We start from the raw sequence: 16,350 nt of genomic DNA, 5'->3' as shown, positions 1-16,350 counted from the left end.
CCTGGAGCACGAAAGGGGACATCACATGCCTGTGGACCGGGCCCGCATCCTCGCCGAGGTTGCCGAGATGCTGCACGCGATCCGCGACGACGCCGGAGTCGACGAGGAGATCACCATGGCGACCAGGTTCCAGGACGACCTGGAGATGGAGAGCATCGACGTGGTCTCCCTCGCCGGTCGCCTACAGGGGCGGTACGGCGACGCGGTCAACCTCGCCCAGCTCGTGGCCGGCCTCGACCTGGACTCGATCCGGCAACTGCAGGTCGGTGACCTCGTCGAGCACATCGCCGCCGCGCTCGACCGGACCGACGCCAGCAGCACCGCGGACATCGGTGTCGGCACCGCGGACCCGAGCCAGGGCAGAGCGGGTACCCCGGCATGAGCGGGGGTGGCGACGAGCGGATCGTCAGGCCCGGGGTGTGCGGGCCCGCTGGCGGGATGACGCGAAGCGGGGTGCCGGGATGAGTACGGTCCGGGCCAACGGCCTGTCCGTCCACGTGGAGCAGCTCGCCCCGGCCGACGCCGTCGCCGGTCGGGACGGTGCCGCACCGACCGCGGTGTTGATCCACGGCCTGACCACGGACACCCTGGCCAGTTGGTATCTCACCCTCGCCCAGCCGCTCGCCGCCAACCGCCTCCGCGTGGTCATGTACGACCTGCGCGGGCACGGGCACACCGAACGCCCGCCGGCAGGCTACGCGTTCGACGATTTTGTCAACGACCTGGCGGCGTTGCTGGCCGCGCTCGACGTGACCGGTCCGATCCACCTGTTCGGGAACTCTTTCGGCGGCACGATCGCGATCGGCTACGCCGTACGCCACCCCGGGCGGGTCGCCGCCATCGCCGCGATCGAGTCCTCCCCGCCGACGGCGACGTGGTTCGCCCGGGTGGCCCAGCAGCTCGAGCACGCTGCCGCCTACCTGCCGCTCGACCACGCGCTGGCCGAGATCAGGGCCGAACGTGGGGAACTCGCCAGCCGGCGGGCCAGGACCGCCCGGGAGGTGCTCGCCGCCACGAGCCTCGTACGCGACCTGCCGGCCAGCCGGCTGCCGGCGGAGGAGAGCATCGCCGCGATCGACTGCCCCGTGCTGTGGGTGTACGGCGGCGACTCGCCCGTGGTCGGGATGGTTCCCGAGGCCCGGCGGCTGTTGCCGCGGGCGCGGTTCGTCACCGTGCCCGGCCAGCGGCACTCCCTCCTTGTCGACCGGCCGGGTGCCGTACGCGACATCGTCCTGTCCTGGCTTCGCGAGGAGTGCGGCCTCCCGGTCGGCCTGCCGAACATCACGGGGTTCTCCGGTCACGACGGTCAGGATCAGCCGTCCGCACCGGCGACCGCCCACTGATCCGCTCATCGATCCACAGCGCAGAGGAGGACCTCGATGGAGCAACCGCCCGTCGGCCAGGCGATCATCATCAGTACCGGTCGGTGCGGGTCGACGCTGCTGTCCGACCTGGTCGCCGAGCAGTCCGACACCCTTTCGGCCCACGAGTTCCTCGCGTCGGCGGAGACCTGGTCCGGCGACAGAGGGGTGCTCAGCGGAGCCGAGTACTGGTCACGGCTGAGCAGCCCCAGACCGGAGCTCGCCACGCTGTTCCGGATCGGCGTCGGCCCGGTCGAGGTGTGCTACCCGGCCGACGGTCGATGGGCCGGCAACCTCGTCGAACTGCCCCGGATCCTCGCGACCACGCTGCCGAAGATCTCGCCCGAGCCGGACCGTCTGTTCGACCGGCTCGCCGGGCTGGTGCCCGGTTTTCCGGCTCAGTCGTTGGCCGGGCACCACCAGATGTTCCTGGAACTGCTCACCTCGCTCGTCGGCCGGCGGCGCTGGGTCGAGCGTTCGGGCGGCTCCAGTCATTTCGCGCGGTACCTGCTGGAGGGGTTCCCCACCGCGAAGATCGTCTACCTGACCCGCAACCGGGAGGACACCGCCCGATCGATGAGCCGGCACCCCTCCTTCCAGCTTCTCCAGCTCGGCCTGGAAGTTCTCGGCCGGTACGGGGTCGACCTGTTCCAACCCGGCGCCGATCAGCAGGTGCCGGAGGAGCTGGTGCGCTACCTGCCGAGCCGACTGACCGCCGAGACGCTGAGCGAGCGTGGCCGGGACGTCCAGCGTTACCGGCGGTTGTGCGCGTTCCTGACCAGTGAGGCCGAGCAGGCCATCACCGATGCCGGGCCACGGGACCTGTTGAGGATGACGTACGAGGACCTTGTCGGGGACCCGCTGGCGCAGCTCGCGCGGCTGGGCCGGTTCCTGGAGTTCGACGACTGGGAGCAGTGGGCACAACGGGTGGCCGGGGCGGTGGTGCCGGGCCCCCGCCAGCGCGATGCGGCGACTGTCGCCTGACCGGAGTGACACGTAGTCCTGGACGGACCATCCGCCGGGAGGTGGCCGGGCACGTCGGGTGGTCGGCAGGGATCCGAATCATTGATGACGTGGTCGGGCCGACCGGAGCGAACAGGGGTCGCAGATGTTGGCGGTGACGCCCCGCCTCACCGGTGGCGGCGGGTTCTACGTCCTGAACAGCGAACGCGGTCTCCAGACCCCACCCGGCCAACCGGGTGGCACCGGTACGGTCGACTTCCTGCTCGCTTACGCATGATCGGATCCGGTGTCCCCGGTCGTTCCCGGGGTGGCGGAGGTGCGGGGCGCCCTGGGCGGTCCCCGGACGCCAGCGTCAGGTCGTCGGGCGTTGCAGTTCGTGCCGGTACGGTGGGTCCGCACCCGCGCGGGTACAGGTGATCGCGGCCACCTCGACGGCGAACCGTACGGCGGTGGCGACGTCGTCGTCGGGCCAGGACGGTCCCGAACGGGACCGGTGCAACCGGGCGAGCAGGCCGGCGGTGAACGCGTCACCGGCGCCGATGGTGTCGACCACGTCCACGACCGGTGCCGATCGGCGCAGCAGGCCGGCACCGGTCGCGGCGACCGCGCCCCGGGGGCCGAGCGTCGCGATCGCGAGCACGGCGCCGAGGTCACGCCACCAGCGGAGCACGTCCTCGAGCTGATCCTCCGGGTAGAGCCAGCCGATGTCCTCGTCGCTGGCCTTCACCACGTGGGCGTGGCCCACCAGCCGCTCGACGCGGGCGCGGGCCCGGTCCGGGGTGCCGACCAGGCCCGGGCGGATGTTCGGGTCGAGGCTGACCAGCATGCCCTGGTCGCGGGCGGTGCGCAGGGTGTCGTCGATGTGTTCGGCTCCGGGTTCCAGGAACACCGACAGCGAGCCGGCGTGGAGGATGCCCTGGTGGTCGAGGGCGGCGGCCAGCTCGGCCGGTTGCCACTGCCAGTCGGCTGTCCCGTCGAGGTAGAAGTCGTAGCCGGCGGTGCCGTCGCCGGACGTGGTGACAACCGCGAGGGTGGCCGGTTCCGGGACGGTCACCGAGGGTCCCAGGTCGACGCCGTTGGCCTCGGCATGCTGGCGCAACCGGCGGCCGAACCGGCTGGTGCTGAACCGGGCGAGCAGTCTGGTCGGTACGCCGAGTCGGGCGAGCCCGACGGCGACGTTGAGCGGGCTGCCGCCGGGGTGCGCGGTGAATCGGCCGTCGGGTCCTTCGACGAGGTCGACGACGGCCTCACCGATGACGGTGACCGCTGCCGTGCTCACGACGTGCCTCTCTGCTCGGGTGGCGTTGGTCCTGGTTGGGTCGCTACGGATTGTCACGGTGCCGGAGTCGGCGAGGTGTTCTCGCCCGGTACGTCGGTGACCAGCCCGGTGCCGGGCTGGTACCGGACGGGGATGGGGTCGCTGAGTTCGCCGACGAACTCGCCGTCGACGTCGTCGAGGAAGCCGATGAGTGCCCATCGGCCGTCGGTGTCGGAGACCAGCCGGGGGGCGTACAGGTGCGGGTGCGGCCAGGGCCGCGCCGACGCGATGTCCCAGGGGCCGTTGACGGTAGGGCCGGTGGCGGTCCAGATCCGGTGCTCGACGCGCTCCGGGGTGGTCGCGGCGTTGGTGCAGAACAACAGGACGGGCTGACCGTCGACGACCGCGACCTGGGGGACCTCGAGGTGGCCGAACCCGGCCGGGGTGGACAACGGCGGCTGGACGGTCCAGTTCAGCAGGTCCTCGGAGGTGGCGTGGCCGATGACGCCACGTCCGGCCGCCGTGCCGTGGTTGGCCCGGGCGGTGACCAGCATGTGCCAGCCGGTGCCGCCGGGGTCGGGGAAGACCCAGGGGTCGCGCCAGGCCTGTTCGTACCACAGGTTCCGGTCCAGATGCTCGTACCAGGTCGGGTCGGCCTCCACCAGCGGACCGGTACCGTGCCGGTGCCAGCTGGTCAGGTCGTCGGAGACGGCCAGGCCGATGCGTTGCACCAGCCCGTCCTCGGCGCGACTGACCCCGGTGTAGAACAGGTACCACCGTCCGTCCGGGCCCCGTACGACGCACCCGGTCCAGGTGGCCAGGTCGTCCCAGGCGGGCGTGTCGGCGGGGACGAGTGCGTCGGCAACCAGGCGCCAGGTGCGCAGGTCGGTGGAGGTGGCGTGGCCGATGGCGGCGCGCAGGTGTCGGCGGTGCGGATCGAGCAGGGCGCGGGAGGCGCGCAGGAAGAACGCGTGCCGCAGTCCAGCGTCGTCCTGCACGTACCAGCTGTCCCACACCCAGTGGTCTGGCAGACGGAGCATGGCGGGCAAGCTATCAGATAAATCGGTTTAGCAACATCGGAGCCAGGCTCGGCCAGCGCGTGACGACGCGGGGATTACGCCACGGGTGCGGCGATGGACCTGCGCCGCCGCAGCGGCATGGGAACGAGGGTCGGTTCCGTGGTTCCGCCGTCGAGGAGGATCTCCACCGCGCGCCGCCCCATCTGCTCGTGCGGCAGGGCGGCGGTGGCCAGGCCGGGACGCAGCCAGGTGGCGATGGGGTCGTCGTCGAAGGAGACGACGGAGATGTCGGTGGGCACGGCCAGCCCGGCCTCGCCGAGCGCCTGGTAGGCGCCGAAGGCCAGCCGGTCGTTCATGCAGATGACGGCACTCGGGCGGGTGGGCCTGGTGAGGAGGCCGCGCATGGCGGCGTAGCCGTGTTCGGGCAGCCAGTCGCTGCAGAACACGTCGGCGAACAGGGTGGCACCGGCGGCCGAGAGGGTGTCCTGGATTCCCCGCAGGCGGGCCTGCGCGGCGAGGGAGACCTCGGCTTCACGCTCCTTGAGGCGGTTGCGGCCGATGAGCGCGATCCGGTCGCGGTGGCCCTTGTCGAGGAGGGCGGTGGCGACGGTCCGACCGGCGCGTTCGTCGTCGGGGAGTACGCAGGGCAGGTTCTCCGGGCTGGTGGCGTTGAGTAGCACCACGGGGCCGCTGTGGATGGCGGGCGGTACCGCCAGCCGCCGGGTCGCCATCGCCGCGTAGATGACCCCGTCCACCTGGCGGTCGAGCATCGCCTCGATGGCGTACTGCTCGAACGCCGCGTCGCCCTGGGTCTCGGCGATGAGCAGTACGTGGTCGCGTTCGCGGGCCGCGTCCAGGGCGCCGCGGATGAGCCCGCCGGCGAACCGGGTGGTGGCGACGATGTCGGAGACGAACGCGATGGTGGCCGTCTTACGGGTACGCAGGCTGCGCGCGGCGACGTTGGGCCGGTAGCCGAGCTCCTCGGCGGCCGCGAAGACGCGCTGGTGTGCCTCGGGGGACAGTCGGGTGCCCTCCCGCCCGTTGAGCACCATCGACGCGGCGGTCTTGGACAGCCCGGCGAGCCGCGCGACGTCAGCCAGGGTTGCTCTGTTGCGGCCCATCAGTCCTCCGAATCGGGGCGGGTGATCCGACACCGCCGCTGCCCATCATGCGGGGTGGGTTGATGGTGTCCAGCGCCGGCGACGGCCCGACGCGGTCCGGTCGGGTGAACCGGTCGTTTCCGGGCCGTTGCCGGCTTGTTCTTGACAGCTACACGCCCCGCGTTCATGCTCTGCTAAATCAGTTTAGCGGACGTTCTGCTTCCGCCGAGGGCATGCCACGCCCCTCGCGGGAGTGACCATGGTCGGTTACCGCGCGCCGGGGTCAGGGGCTGGCCCGCGACGTGGATCACGTGGCGGCCGCAGGCTGTCGCGGCGGGTCTGAGAAACCTGCCGGGACAACTGCCGATCGGCGAGACGCGCGGACGAGTCAAGGAGCCGTAGGAGTGGACGGATTTTCGACGAGGTACACGCGGCGCAGGCTCGTGTTGCTCGCTTCGCTGGTCACTGCCGCCGTGTCGGTCACCGCGTGCAGTGCGCCCGGATCGGATCAGGAATCCCCGGCTGATTCCACCGCGCCGATCAGCACCGAACTGGGCACCGAGCCGATCACCCTGGAGATGTACGCCGAGACCGGCTTCCCGCTGGCGAAGGCGCTCGCCGACGAGTTCACCAGGCAGCACCCGAACGTGCGGTTCAACGTCCGGGAGGACCAGTTCACGGTCATCGTGGAGAACGCACCGCGGGTGCTGGCCTCGGACAACGCGCCGGACATCATTCGGCTGCCCACCATGGTCGACCTGGTGAAGGACGGGCTGCTGAAGAACCTGGACCCGTACTTCACCGCGTACGGCTGGGACAGGTTCCCGGCCTCCCAGCTCGTGCAGCTGCGCGTCGGGGAGGGGGGCCGGCCACGTGGTGCCGGGTCGCTGTACGGGATGGGACTCGGGTACAGCGTGACCGGGGTGTTCTACAACAAGAGCCTCGCCGAGCGGGTCGGCATGACCGCGCCGCCGGCCACCATCGCCGAGTTCGAGCAGCTGCTCGCCAAGGCGAAGACCGCCGGGGTGCAACCGATCATGCAGTTCAACAAGAACACCGCCGGGATCAACTTCCCCCACCAGGCGCTGCAGAACCAGTTCGGTGACCCGGCCCAGATCGCCGACTGGATCTTCCAGAAGCCGGGCGCGACCTTCGACACGCCGGCCGCGCTGAAGGCCACCCAGGTCATCCAACGGTGGGCACAGGCCGGGTACTTCCCGAAGGACGCGAACGCCCTGGACTACACCGCGATGATGGGCGAGTTCCAGAAGGGCAACGGCCTGTTCATGTTCAACGGCGACTGGGAGTCGGGCAATCTCGACAAGTCGATGAGCGGCAAGGTGGGCTTCTTCCTGTTCCCCACCGAGTCCGGCAGCGGCAACCACGTCGCGATGTCCGCGCCCAACACCTTCGGCGTCGGCGCGAAGGCCAAGCACCCGGACGCGGCCGCCTTCTTCCTCAACTGGGTCCACACCAACGCCAAGGCCCGGGAGATCTCCGTGACCGTCGGCGGCTCGCACCCCGGCGGCCCGTCCGACCTGGCCATCCCGACGGTGGCCGAGGGAAGCGTGCTGGCCCAGACGCTGAAGGCGTCCCAGCAGCTCGGGGCGGAGAACGGCGCGGTGGACTTCACCGCGAACGCCACCGGCGGCATCTTCGCCGCGGCGATCACCCCGGAGATGCAGAAGCTGGTCGCCGGTCAGCAGACCCCCGAGGGGTACGTGAAGGCGGTCCAGGCCGAGTACGAGAAGGAACTGTCCCGATGACGCCTGCTGCCGTCGGCAGCGCCCGGACCGGGCCGGCGGCGACCTCGTCGTCGGCCCCGCCGAACCGCCCGTCATCCGTGCGGCCCCACCGACGTCGGTGGGGCCGCACGGCCCGGTGGGCCGGCTGGCTGTGGGTGCTGCCTGCCATGATCATGTACGCCGTTTTTGTCCTGCGCCCCCTCGCGTTGACGGTCCAGTACTCGTTCTACGACTGGAACGGCATCGGCGTGGCCCGGTGGGCGGGCCTGGACAACTACCTGACGGTGTTCACCGACAGCGACCTGTTGAAGATTATTTCGAACGCGTTCGTCCTGATCATCTTCTTCAGTCTCATCCCGGTCGCCCTCGGGCTGCTGGTCGCCAGCCTGGTCCGGCGGATCACCGCAGGGCCGTTCGGCACCGTCGTGCGGACCATCCTGTTTCTGCCACAGGTGATCCCGCTGGTGGCGGCCGGCATCGCGTGGAGCTGGCTGCTGTCGTCGAACGGCCTGGTCAACCAGGCGCTGCGCGCGGTCGGCCTCGGTGGGCTCGCCCGGGCCTGGCTCGGCGACTTCGACACGGCGCTGCCCTCCGTCGGCGTCATCGGCGCCTGGGTCCTGCTCGGTCTCTGCACGATCCTGCTGGTCACCGGCATGAGCAAGATCGATCCCGCGCTGTACGAAGCGGCCCGCATCGACGGCGCCGGACCGGTACGCGAGTTCTTCGCCGTCACCCTGCCCAGCCTGCGCAACGAGATCGGGGTGTGTCTCACCGTGACCGTGATCGCGGCCCTGGCCAGTTTCGACATCGTCTACATCTCCACCAGCGGCGGTCCCGGCCTGCAGACCACCGTGCCGGGGCTGGAGATCTACCGGCTCGCGTTCTCCCAACGTCAGGTCGGGCTCGCCTCGGCGCTGGCCGTCGTCCTCATGCTGCTGGTCCTGGCCTGCGTACTGCCGATCCAGCGGCTCACCCGGGAAGGCAAGGAATGAACCTGAGTCGAAGCGAACGGCTGACCGGCCGCGTCTTCCTGATCGCGCTGGTCCTCGTCACACTCCTGCCGTTCGTGAGCATGCTGTCGGCCGCGTTGCAGCCCCGCGGCACGGTACCCACCGGGCTGGCCTGGCCGTCGGATCCGCAGTGGGGCAATTTCGTCGACGCGTTCACCGCCGCGAACATGGCCGCGTTGCTCCGCTCCAGCCTGCTGATCGTGGTCGGGGTCGTACCGGTCTCCGTGGTGATCGCCACCATGGCCGGCTTCGGGCTCGGTCACCTGCGGGTACCCGGCGGCAGGTTCGCCTTCGGCCTCCTGCTGCTCGGCCTGACCCTTCCGTTCGAGGCGGTGATCACCCCGATCTACTACCAGATGCGGGACTTCGGCCTGCTCAACACCCGGTGGGCGATCATCCTGCCGCTCATCGCGCTCTACATGCCGTTCGGTGTGTTCTGGATGCGGGCGCACTTCAGCAACGTCCCGACCGAACTCTCCGAGGCGGCGCGGATGGACGGCAGCAGCACCTGGCAGCTGTTCTGGCGGATCCAGGTGCCGCTCGCCCGGCCGGCGATCGCGTCCCTGACGATCCTGCTGTTCCTGTGGACCTGGAACCAGTTCCTGCTCGCCATCGTGCTCGTCGACGATGCCACCAAGCGCACCATGGCCGGCGCTCTCGGCGCGTTCCAGGGCCAGTGGGGCACCGACCTGGTGCTGCTGTGCGCCGGCTCGCTGCTCATCCTCACCCCGACCCTCATCGTGTTCCTGATCTTCCAGCGCCAGTTCATCAAGGCTCTGCTGCAGGGATCCCTGAAGGGCTGACTCCTTGACACCGGCGGCGGGGCTGGCGAGAGTACCCGCTGACTCGATTCGGCGCCGGTCGTGCTCGGTCGTTCCGTCCCGTCTGCCGATCGGCGGTCACCGATCCTGGGACACCAGTTGACGTGGAGGTGCCACCCATGGCGATCCGCCGTACCACCGCCGCTCTGGCCGCTGCCGGACTCGTCGTCGCGCTGACCGCGTCGGCGATGGCCGCGCCATCGGCGTACGCGGGTGCCCGGACCGGGATCCAGAGCGTCACCGCGATCACCAAGGTCTACACCTTCGGCCAGAAGGTCGCGGCGGTCGCCATCGAGTACCGGGATCCGGTCGACCCCCGCACCCTCGACCGGGACACGTTCACCGTCTCGGACAGCATCTACAACTTCCGCTTCAACCCGCCCGAGGACCTGCCGAAGCGAGCGGACCGGACGGTTACCCGGATCTACACCAACGACGAGCCGACGATCATCCCCGACGGACGATCGCACCGGGGCCGGTACGTCATCGTCGAGCTCGACCCCGGCGACCCCGGCGGCAACACGGTCATCCGCTCGACGTGCACCACCCGCTGCTACGAAAAGATCAATCCGAACCTGCCCACCGAGGTTGTCCAGAACGAGGACGTGTACGCCAGCGGCGGCCCGGGCCGGGGTCGGGTGCTCGGGGCGGGGGGACCGGCCCGCTATCCGCTGACCACCGAACCGGTCAACCTTCTGGCGGACGAGTTCCGCCACGAGACGTACGACCACCCGGGCATGACCGTGCCGTACGCGTACCACCTGCCGACCCGGTACAACCCGAATCGGGCGTACCCGCTGGTGGTCGTACTGCCGGGTTGGGGCTCCGGGTACGACGGGGAGAACGTGGGCGTACAGGTCGCGGTCGACGTCACCGCGACCGCCTGGCTGCAACCGACCTGGACCGGCGGCCGCGAGAACGTCATCGTCCTTTCGCCGCAGACCCAGCGTGTCGGCACCGAGGCCGAGTCAGCCGCGTTGGTGGCGCTCCTCGACGCGTTCACGAAGCGCTACCACGTCGACCGGAAGCGTGTCTACGTGTCGACCTACTCCTGGGGCTCGACCCTCGCGTACGACGCGATGGCCAACCATCCCGGCCTCTTCTCGGGGGCGTTGATCAACGCCGGTTTCCGGATCAGCCCCGACCAGGCGGCCCGGATCGCCCGGGCGGAGACGCCGTTCTGGATCACCCACGGCACCAGCGACCCGATCCTGCCGGTCACGTTCGGCCGGGACACCGCACAGAGCCTGCGTGCCGCGTACGTCGCCGCCGGTGTCGACCCCGCCAGGCTCGACGAGCTGATCCGCTACACCGAGTTCCCCGACGAGGCGTTCGCCGAGCCGGACTACCACGCGGTTGTCGGCCCGACGTACGAGGATCCGTCGATCCTCCGCTGGCTCCTCACCCGGTAGGCCACCGGTCGGGTGTGGGGGACGCCCGTTCCCCACACCGGCTTTCCGGGGCACCACGGTTGGTGTCGCCGGCCGGGCGAGCGCCCGCCGGGTTACGGTTGCGGCATGTCTCGGGAGACGTGGACCGTGATCCTGGTGCTGGGTGGCATCGTGGCCGTCGCCACGCTGGTCGGGGCCGTTTTGCTCGCGGTCAGGGTGTGGCGTACCCGCAAGCTGCTCGGCGAGTTGGGTGCCGGCGGCAAGGTCGCGTTCTACGGGGCGTTGATCTACACCGTGCTGCCGGTGGACCTGTTGCCCGATCCGATCTACCTCGACGACATGGGCGTACTGGCCGGCGCGCTGCTCTACCTGACCCGGCTGGTCCACCGGCACCGAGCGGCCCGCGTCGGGTCGGATCCCGCTCATCGGTCCGGTGACGGCGCGTTGCCGCCGGGCCCGACCAACCGGGCGCCCAGCCGACGATGACCTGAGCACCGGCGGGTGCCCGGGCGGACCGGCGCCGGAAGTGCGGGTCCGGATAAGGTCGGGCGCGTGTCAGTCGATCTGCATACCTCCGTCGACCTCGCCGACCACGCCCGCTCCGCCCTCGCCCGGTCCGGCGCGGCGCCGTCCGAGTGGAAGTTCGAGCCAGCTGAGCGGGTGGAGTGGGCGGTCGCCCGGTTCGACGGTGGCGACCAGGCCGGAGCCGCCGAGGAACTGACAGCATGCCTGGACGGTTTTCTACCGAAGGAGTTCGCCGAGGCGGCACCCCGGATCCTCACCGGCGAGCAGGCGGTACGGGTCGTGGCCGCCGCACTCGATGGTGAGCATCCCTACCGGTCGTTCGCGAGTGGACACAACGGCCCCGGGCACGCGGTCGCCGGGACGCTCGCCCGCCTCGCGGCCGGCAACGCCGAGGCGGAGGCCGCCCTGCTCCGGGCCGTACTGGTGGTCCGGCCGAACGAGGAGCATATGTGGGCGTCCCATCGGCAGGCGCGGATATCGGCGGTTCTCGCGGCGCTGGCTGAGGCGCACGCCGGCGAGCCCGAGATCCTCGACCGCTGGTCGGCGCTGCTGGACGGGACCGACCGGCCCAGCCTCGCCGCGGCGGCCGCCCTGTGGGGACCTCTGGGCCTCGCCGAAACCGACCGACGCTGCGAAACCGTCCGGGAGGTCGACGGTGAGCGGCTCGTCGCCGCGTTCGTCGCGGCGGACCGGTTCGACGACGCGCTCACCCTGGCGACCCGGCTTGGCCCACGGTCACAGCAGCGCGCGCTGCTGACCCTGGCCACGCCCGGACTCTCTGCGGCCCGGGCGAAGGCACTGGTGGCCGCGTTCCGGAGATGCCCGAAGGGCGGCCGCGACCGCGACCAGCAGATGGTCTACCAGCACCGGTTCGCCCGGCTGTTCCTGGCCCTGGACAGGGTCGACGACGCGCTCGCCGTGCTCGGCCGGATGCGGGACTGTCGTGTGTCGGGATACGGGCCGGGGCCGCTCGCCCTCGAGGTGGTGCGCTGGCTCGACGGCCGACGGGAGGCGGTCACCCCGGAACGGCTCCGCGCCGTGCTGGAGGCGTTGGCCGGTCCGGGGGTCATCCCGCAGGAGTTGGCCGCTGTCGTCGCGGAGGTCGTACCACTCGTGTACCCCCTGGCCGACGAGGAGTTGCGTGCCGAGATCGTTGACGTGCACGTGCCACGGCTGCGGGGACGGGTGGGAAACTGGCGACCGTCGCGGCTGATGGTCGACGCCGGGCTCGGCGCCGCGCTGGTCGAGACCGGCGACGCCACCGCGCTCGACCCGGTCTTCACGGCGGCCGTTGCCGGCAGGACCGACTCGCGGCTGAGTCTCGTGCTGGGCCGGCTGGCCATCCACACCGGACTGGTGGCGCGGGATCGCGAGCTGTTCACCCGGCTGGTGGCCGGCGCACTGTCCGAGGGCTACTGGCGGTACGGCGAGGCGCTGCTGCCGGCTCTCGACGCCGAGGCCCGTACGGTCGTGCCGGACGTGGTGGCGGCCGTGCCGGTCGAGGGCCGTCGCTACGTGGTCGCGGGCGTCGCGCGCTTCGCCGAACACGTCGGTGAACCCGGTCTTCTCGCCGCCATGCTCGATCTGGCACCGGACGCGGCGAGCACCTGTCGGACAGCGGCGCGCGTCGCGATGATGCTGGCCCGTCGCGGGGAGTTGTCGACCGCGTTGGACGTCGCGCGACGGTGCGGCCTGGTCGGGGGCAAGCCAGGGTGACCTAGCCCAGGCCCGTCGAAGCCGGCAGGCTCCCGACCGTCCTGACGATCACAACCAGCCGGCGTCCTGGGCGATGCGGATCGCGTCGATCTTGTTGCGGGCGCCGGTCTTGGTGATGGCGCCGGTCAGGTAGTTGCGAACGGTGCCCGTGGACAGGTGGAGGCGGTCAGCGATTTCCTTGGCCGAGGCGCCCTGCGCGGCCTCGCGGAGCATTGTGGTCTCCCGTGGGGTGAGCGGGCTCTCGCCGTATTCCATCGCCGAGGAGACCAGCTCGGGGTCGAGGACCCGCAGACCCTGGGCGGTGCGCCGGACGGCGTCGGCGAGATGGTCGCCGGGGGCGTCCTTGACCAGAAACGCCTCGATGCCGGCCGAAAGCGCCCGTCGTACCTGGCCGGGACGGCCCAGCGCGGTGAGCACCAGCACCCGGCACTCCGGCAGCTCGGCGCGCAGCTCGGCGGCGGCGGTGATGCCGTCGAGCACCGGCAGGTCGATGTCCACGATCGCGACGTCGGGGCGGGTCCGCCTGGCCTCGGGGACGATCCGGTCGCCCTCGGTCACCTGGGCGACGACCTCGATGTCGGACTCCAGCCGTAGCAGCGCCACCAGCGCGGCCCTGATCATGTGCATGTCCTCGGCGAGCAGGACCCGGATCATGCGGACGGCACATCCATCAACATCCGGAACCCGCCGCCTTCCGTACGCGCGAACTCCACCTGCCCACCCAGCGTCGCGGCCCGCTCGGAGAGCCCTGTGAGGCCCGAACCCGCCGGCCCACCCCGGTCGGGTGCGAGCGCGCCGTCGTTGACGATTTCCAGCCGCACCCGCCCACCTCGGACGGAGGTGGTGATGGAGCAGGTGGTGGCCCGGCTGTGGCGGAGCACGTTGGTGACACCCTCGCGGACCGCCCAAGCCAGTGCCTCGTCGCTGCTCCTCGGTAGTCCGGCGACGCCCACGTTGGCGGTGCAGGCGACACCGGACGACGTCAGCAGCGACACCGCCCGCGGTACCTCCTGGGCCAGCGACACCTCACGGTAGCCGCGGGCCACCTGGCGGACATCCTGGGCGGCGTCCCTGGCCACCTTGACCAACTCACTGAGTTCCACTCTGGCCTCCTCGGGATCGTGGTCGAGCAGTCGCCGCGACAGGTCGCCCTTGAGCGCGATGGCGGTCAGGCTGCGGCCGAGCCCGTCGTGCAGGTCGCGCGAGATGCGCAGCCGTTCCTTGAGCACGGCTGCCTCGGCCAGGTCGGCCCTGGCCTGCTGTAGCTCCCGGGTGACCGTCACGAGCCTGACCGCGGCGTAGATCACCGACCCGGCAACGATGACGGTGAGCAGCGCGTACAGGCCGTTGTAGATGTTGAGAGGGCTGGTCTCCACCCCGATGTAGCCGAGTGCTCCCTGGCCCAGCGCGATCGGTATGAAGAGCACCATCTTCCAGGGCGCGCGCAGCCGCAGCAGCACCACGGCGGAGAGGATGTGCGGCACGCTCGTCCAGAATGCGCCGAGCCAGAGCATCGGCAGGTAGGCCGCGAGGACCAGCACCGCCAGGTCGACGGTGAACCCGCCCTCCGGGCTCCCGCGGAAGGCAAGTCGGATCTGCCTGAGGTACGGGACGTAGAAGACAACCAGGCTCGCCAGCATGACGCCGACCTGGAACGGTGTACCCATGGGCCCGACCAGCACAAGCGGGGTCAGGGGGAACCCGACGCTGATGACGGTGACCACGCCGATGGCCAGACGGAGAGGGTGCATGAACCGACACTATGATCGGCGGGGTTCCCAGCGGAACCAGCGCGCGAGGGCGAAGATCCCGATCAGCCCCCAGACCACGAGCTTGATCGCCGGGACGAGCGCGGCCCGCAGGTCGCCGGCGATCGTGCCAGACGCGATCGTGGTCCGTGCCACCGTGACCACCGCGTCGGTGGGCAGCGCCGCGAAGACCATCCGCAGGGCGGTCGGCATCATCTCCATGAACGGTCCCATCGCGCCGGCGCCGACCCCGGCGACCAGGAAGAACGGCATCGACATGACAGCGGCGAGTTCCAACCGCGGCACCAGGGCGGTGAAGGCCGCGCCGAGTATGGCGACCACGGTGGTACCGGCGACCACGAACACCGCGTAGAGCAGCGGGTTGCGGGGCAGGGGGACGTCCGCGGCGAGGTGCACGGCCAGCGTGCACACGGCGACCAGTGCCACCGTCTGGACAACCTGTCCGCTGATCTCGCCGACCAGGATCTGTCGTTCGGTGAGCAGTGTCGTCCGTAGCCGCTTGAGCAGGAGTTGGTCGCGTCGGGCGGTGAGGGCCTGGACGATGCTCATGAACGTGGAGACCGACAGCACGATCGCGAGCCCGCCGACGAAGGTCTGGACGGCGCCCGCGACGCCGTCCGGCCTGAGGGCACCCATCAGCACGGGCATGCCCACGCACAGCACGACGGGCGTCACCACCGTGCCGAAGACCACCCCCCTGTCCAGCCAGAACAGCCGGGTGCTGAGCCGGAAGGCGGCGGCCGTGCCGGTCATCGGTCATTCCCTGCGGCCTCGAGGAAAAGGTCTTCCAGGGTCGCCATGCGGACCTCCAGACTGGCGAGCCGTAGCCCGCGCTCACTCGCCCAGCTCAGCAGGGTCTGTGCGGCGAGGTCGGGATCCGCCGCCTGGCACACGGCCCGGCCGTCGATGACAGATGCGGGAACGGGCAGGTCGTCCGGCGCGACGCTGTCGGGAAGCGTGAAGGAGACGCGTCCGGAGCGGCCCGCCAGTGTCTCCACCATGCCGCCGTAGGCGACGACCTCGCCCGCGTCCAGTATCGCCAGACGGGAGGCAAGGCGCTGGGCCTCCTCCAGGTAGTGGGTGGTGAGCAGGACAGTCGTGCCCTCGGCAGCGAGGCCGCGCACGATGTCCCAGGTGTTCTTACGGGCCTCGGGGTCCATTCCGGTGGTCGGCTCGTCGAGGAACAGCACGTCCGGCCGGCCGAGGGTGGCCAGGGCGAGGTCGAGTCTGCGCTTTTCGCCGCCGGAGAGTTGCCGGACCTTCGTGTCCGCCTTCGTCGTGAGGCCGGTCAGGTCGAGAGCCTCCTCGAGCGGCCGGGGTACGGCCGTGAAATCGCGCCACATTGCCACCGTCTGACCGACGGTGAGCTCCTGGAAGAACCCCGCCTCCTGCAGCATCACGCCGGTGCGCCTGCGCAGCTCAGCCTGGTCGGCTACCGGATCGAGGTCGAGCACCCTGACCGTGCCGCCGTCGGGCCGCTGGAACCCTGCCAGCATTTCGACGGTTGTCGTCTTGCCGGCACCGTTACGCCCGAGGAGTGCGAAGATCTCGCCCTCGCCGACCTCGAACGAGACGCCCCTCACCGCTTCGAATCCGCCGTGGCTCTTCCTGAGCTTGGTCACCTGAATCGCCGTCACGTCGCTGATTGTTCAAACCGGACGCGCCCGGTTGT

17 protein-coding genes are annotated in these 16,350 nt (G+C 70.6%); 10 read left to right on the top strand and 7 right to left on the bottom strand.

Annotated features, from left to right (window positions below):
* Positions 1-25: 25 nt before the first annotated feature.
* The 4 genes from ABGB05_RS19170 to ABGB05_RS19155 all read left to right on the top strand — a co-directional run bounded on the left by ABGB05_RS19170 (position 26) and on the right by ABGB05_RS19155 (position 2,601).
* Positions 26-382 carry a phosphopantetheine-binding protein gene (locus tag ABGB05_RS19170; RefSeq protein WP_347654798.1) on the top strand — a complete coding sequence of 119 codons (357 nt, stop codon included), beginning with the start codon at positions 26-28 and terminating at the stop codon, positions 380-382.
* 79 nt (positions 383-461) lie between these two features.
* The gene (locus ABGB05_RS19165; RefSeq protein ID WP_347654797.1) at positions 462-1,343 is read left to right on the top strand and encodes an alpha/beta hydrolase; all 882 of its coding nucleotides are present in this window, start codon (positions 462-464) and stop codon (positions 1,341-1,343) included.
* 36 nt (positions 1,344-1,379) lie between these two features.
* Positions 1,380-2,345 carry a hypothetical protein gene (locus tag ABGB05_RS19160; RefSeq protein WP_347654796.1) on the top strand — a complete coding sequence of 322 codons (966 nt, stop codon included), beginning with the start codon at positions 1,380-1,382 and terminating at the stop codon, positions 2,343-2,345.
* A 124-nt stretch (positions 2,346-2,469) separates the two neighbouring features.
* Positions 2,470-2,601: a hypothetical protein gene (locus ABGB05_RS19155; protein WP_347654795.1), complete on the top strand. Its 132-nt coding sequence runs from the start codon at positions 2,470-2,472 to the stop codon at positions 2,599-2,601.
* Positions 2,602-2,676: 75 nt separating this feature from the next.
* Here the strand turns inward: ABGB05_RS19155 and ABGB05_RS19150 are convergent, their stop codons facing one another.
* The 3 genes from ABGB05_RS19150 to ABGB05_RS19140 all read right to left on the bottom strand — a co-directional run bounded on the left by ABGB05_RS19150 (position 2,677) and on the right by ABGB05_RS19140 (position 5,722).
* Complete coding sequence (locus ABGB05_RS19150) at positions 2,677-3,603, bottom strand: carbohydrate kinase (RefSeq protein ID WP_347654794.1); 927 nt, start codon at positions 3,601-3,603, stop codon at positions 2,677-2,679.
* 53 nt (positions 3,604-3,656) lie between these two features.
* A complete protein-coding gene (locus ABGB05_RS19145; RefSeq protein ID WP_347654793.1) occupies positions 3,657-4,622 on the bottom strand; it encodes a family 43 glycosylhydrolase in 966 nt (321 codons plus the stop codon).
* A gap of 74 nt (positions 4,623-4,696) precedes the next feature.
* The gene (locus ABGB05_RS19140; protein WP_347654792.1) at positions 4,697-5,722 is read right to left on the bottom strand and encodes a LacI family DNA-binding transcriptional regulator; all 1,026 of its coding nucleotides are present in this window, start codon (positions 5,720-5,722) and stop codon (positions 4,697-4,699) included.
* 452 nt (positions 5,723-6,174) lie between these two features.
* Between ABGB05_RS19140 and ABGB05_RS19135 the strand changes: the two genes are divergently transcribed.
* From ABGB05_RS19135 to ABGB05_RS19110, 6 genes are all read left to right on the top strand, one after another.
* Positions 6,175-7,467 carry an extracellular solute-binding protein gene (locus tag ABGB05_RS19135; protein ID WP_347654791.1) on the top strand — a complete coding sequence of 431 codons (1,293 nt, stop codon included), beginning with the start codon at positions 6,175-6,177 and terminating at the stop codon, positions 7,465-7,467.
* Positions 7,468-7,613: 146 nt separating this feature from the next.
* Positions 7,614-8,438 carry a sugar ABC transporter permease gene (locus ABGB05_RS19130; protein ID WP_347654790.1) on the top strand — a complete coding sequence of 275 codons (825 nt, stop codon included), beginning with the start codon at positions 7,614-7,616 and terminating at the stop codon, positions 8,436-8,438.
* Positions 8,435-9,259 (top strand): carbohydrate ABC transporter permease, encoded by an 825-nt coding sequence (locus tag ABGB05_RS19125; protein ID WP_347654789.1) that lies wholly within the window; start codon positions 8,435-8,437, stop codon positions 9,257-9,259. The genes ABGB05_RS19130 and ABGB05_RS19125 overlap by 4 nt, the downstream gene beginning before the upstream one ends.
* A 137-nt stretch (positions 9,260-9,396) precedes the next feature.
* On the top strand, positions 9,397-10,689 hold the full coding sequence (locus ABGB05_RS19120; RefSeq protein WP_347654788.1) for a hypothetical protein: 1,293 nt from the start codon (positions 9,397-9,399) through the stop codon (positions 10,687-10,689).
* Positions 10,690-10,794: 105 nt separating this feature from the next.
* A complete protein-coding gene (locus tag ABGB05_RS19115; protein WP_347654787.1) occupies positions 10,795-11,154 on the top strand; it encodes a YkvA family protein in 360 nt (119 codons plus the stop codon).
* Positions 11,155-11,220: 66 nt separating this feature from the next.
* Positions 11,221-12,909 carry a hypothetical protein gene (locus ABGB05_RS19110; RefSeq protein WP_347654786.1) on the top strand — a complete coding sequence of 563 codons (1,689 nt, stop codon included), beginning with the start codon at positions 11,221-11,223 and terminating at the stop codon, positions 12,907-12,909.
* A gap of 48 nt (positions 12,910-12,957) precedes the next feature.
* Here ABGB05_RS19110 and ABGB05_RS19105 read toward each other — a convergent pair whose 3' ends face one another.
* Genes ABGB05_RS19105 through ABGB05_RS19090 form a run of 4 tightly spaced genes read right to left on the bottom strand, consistent with a single transcriptional unit; the run spans position 12,958 to position 16,315 of the window.
* Complete coding sequence (locus ABGB05_RS19105; RefSeq protein ID WP_347654785.1) at positions 12,958-13,563, bottom strand: response regulator transcription factor; 606 nt, start codon at positions 13,561-13,563, stop codon at positions 12,958-12,960.
* Positions 13,560-14,660, bottom strand: a complete 1,101-nt coding sequence (locus ABGB05_RS19100; protein WP_347654784.1) for a sensor histidine kinase — start codon at positions 14,658-14,660, stop codon at positions 13,560-13,562. The genes ABGB05_RS19105 and ABGB05_RS19100 overlap by 4 nt, the downstream gene beginning before the upstream one ends.
* Before the next feature lie 9 nt (positions 14,661-14,669).
* Positions 14,670-15,431 carry an ABC transporter permease gene (locus tag ABGB05_RS19095; protein ID WP_347654783.1) on the bottom strand — a complete coding sequence of 254 codons (762 nt, stop codon included), beginning with the start codon at positions 15,429-15,431 and terminating at the stop codon, positions 14,670-14,672.
* Positions 15,428-16,315, bottom strand: coding sequence for an ABC transporter ATP-binding protein (locus ABGB05_RS19090; RefSeq protein WP_347654782.1), 888 nt, complete (start codon positions 16,313-16,315; stop codon positions 15,428-15,430). Before ABGB05_RS19090 ends, ABGB05_RS19095 begins: the two co-directional genes overlap by 4 nt.
* Positions 16,316-16,350 lie beyond the last annotated feature (35 nt).

Origin of the sequence: Plantactinospora sp. B5E13 (genome assembly GCF_039871775.1) — a bacterium.
Lineage (GTDB): Bacteria > Actinomycetota > Actinomycetes > Mycobacteriales > Micromonosporaceae > Plantactinospora.
This window is presented reverse-complemented; position numbering and strand designations above follow the sequence as displayed.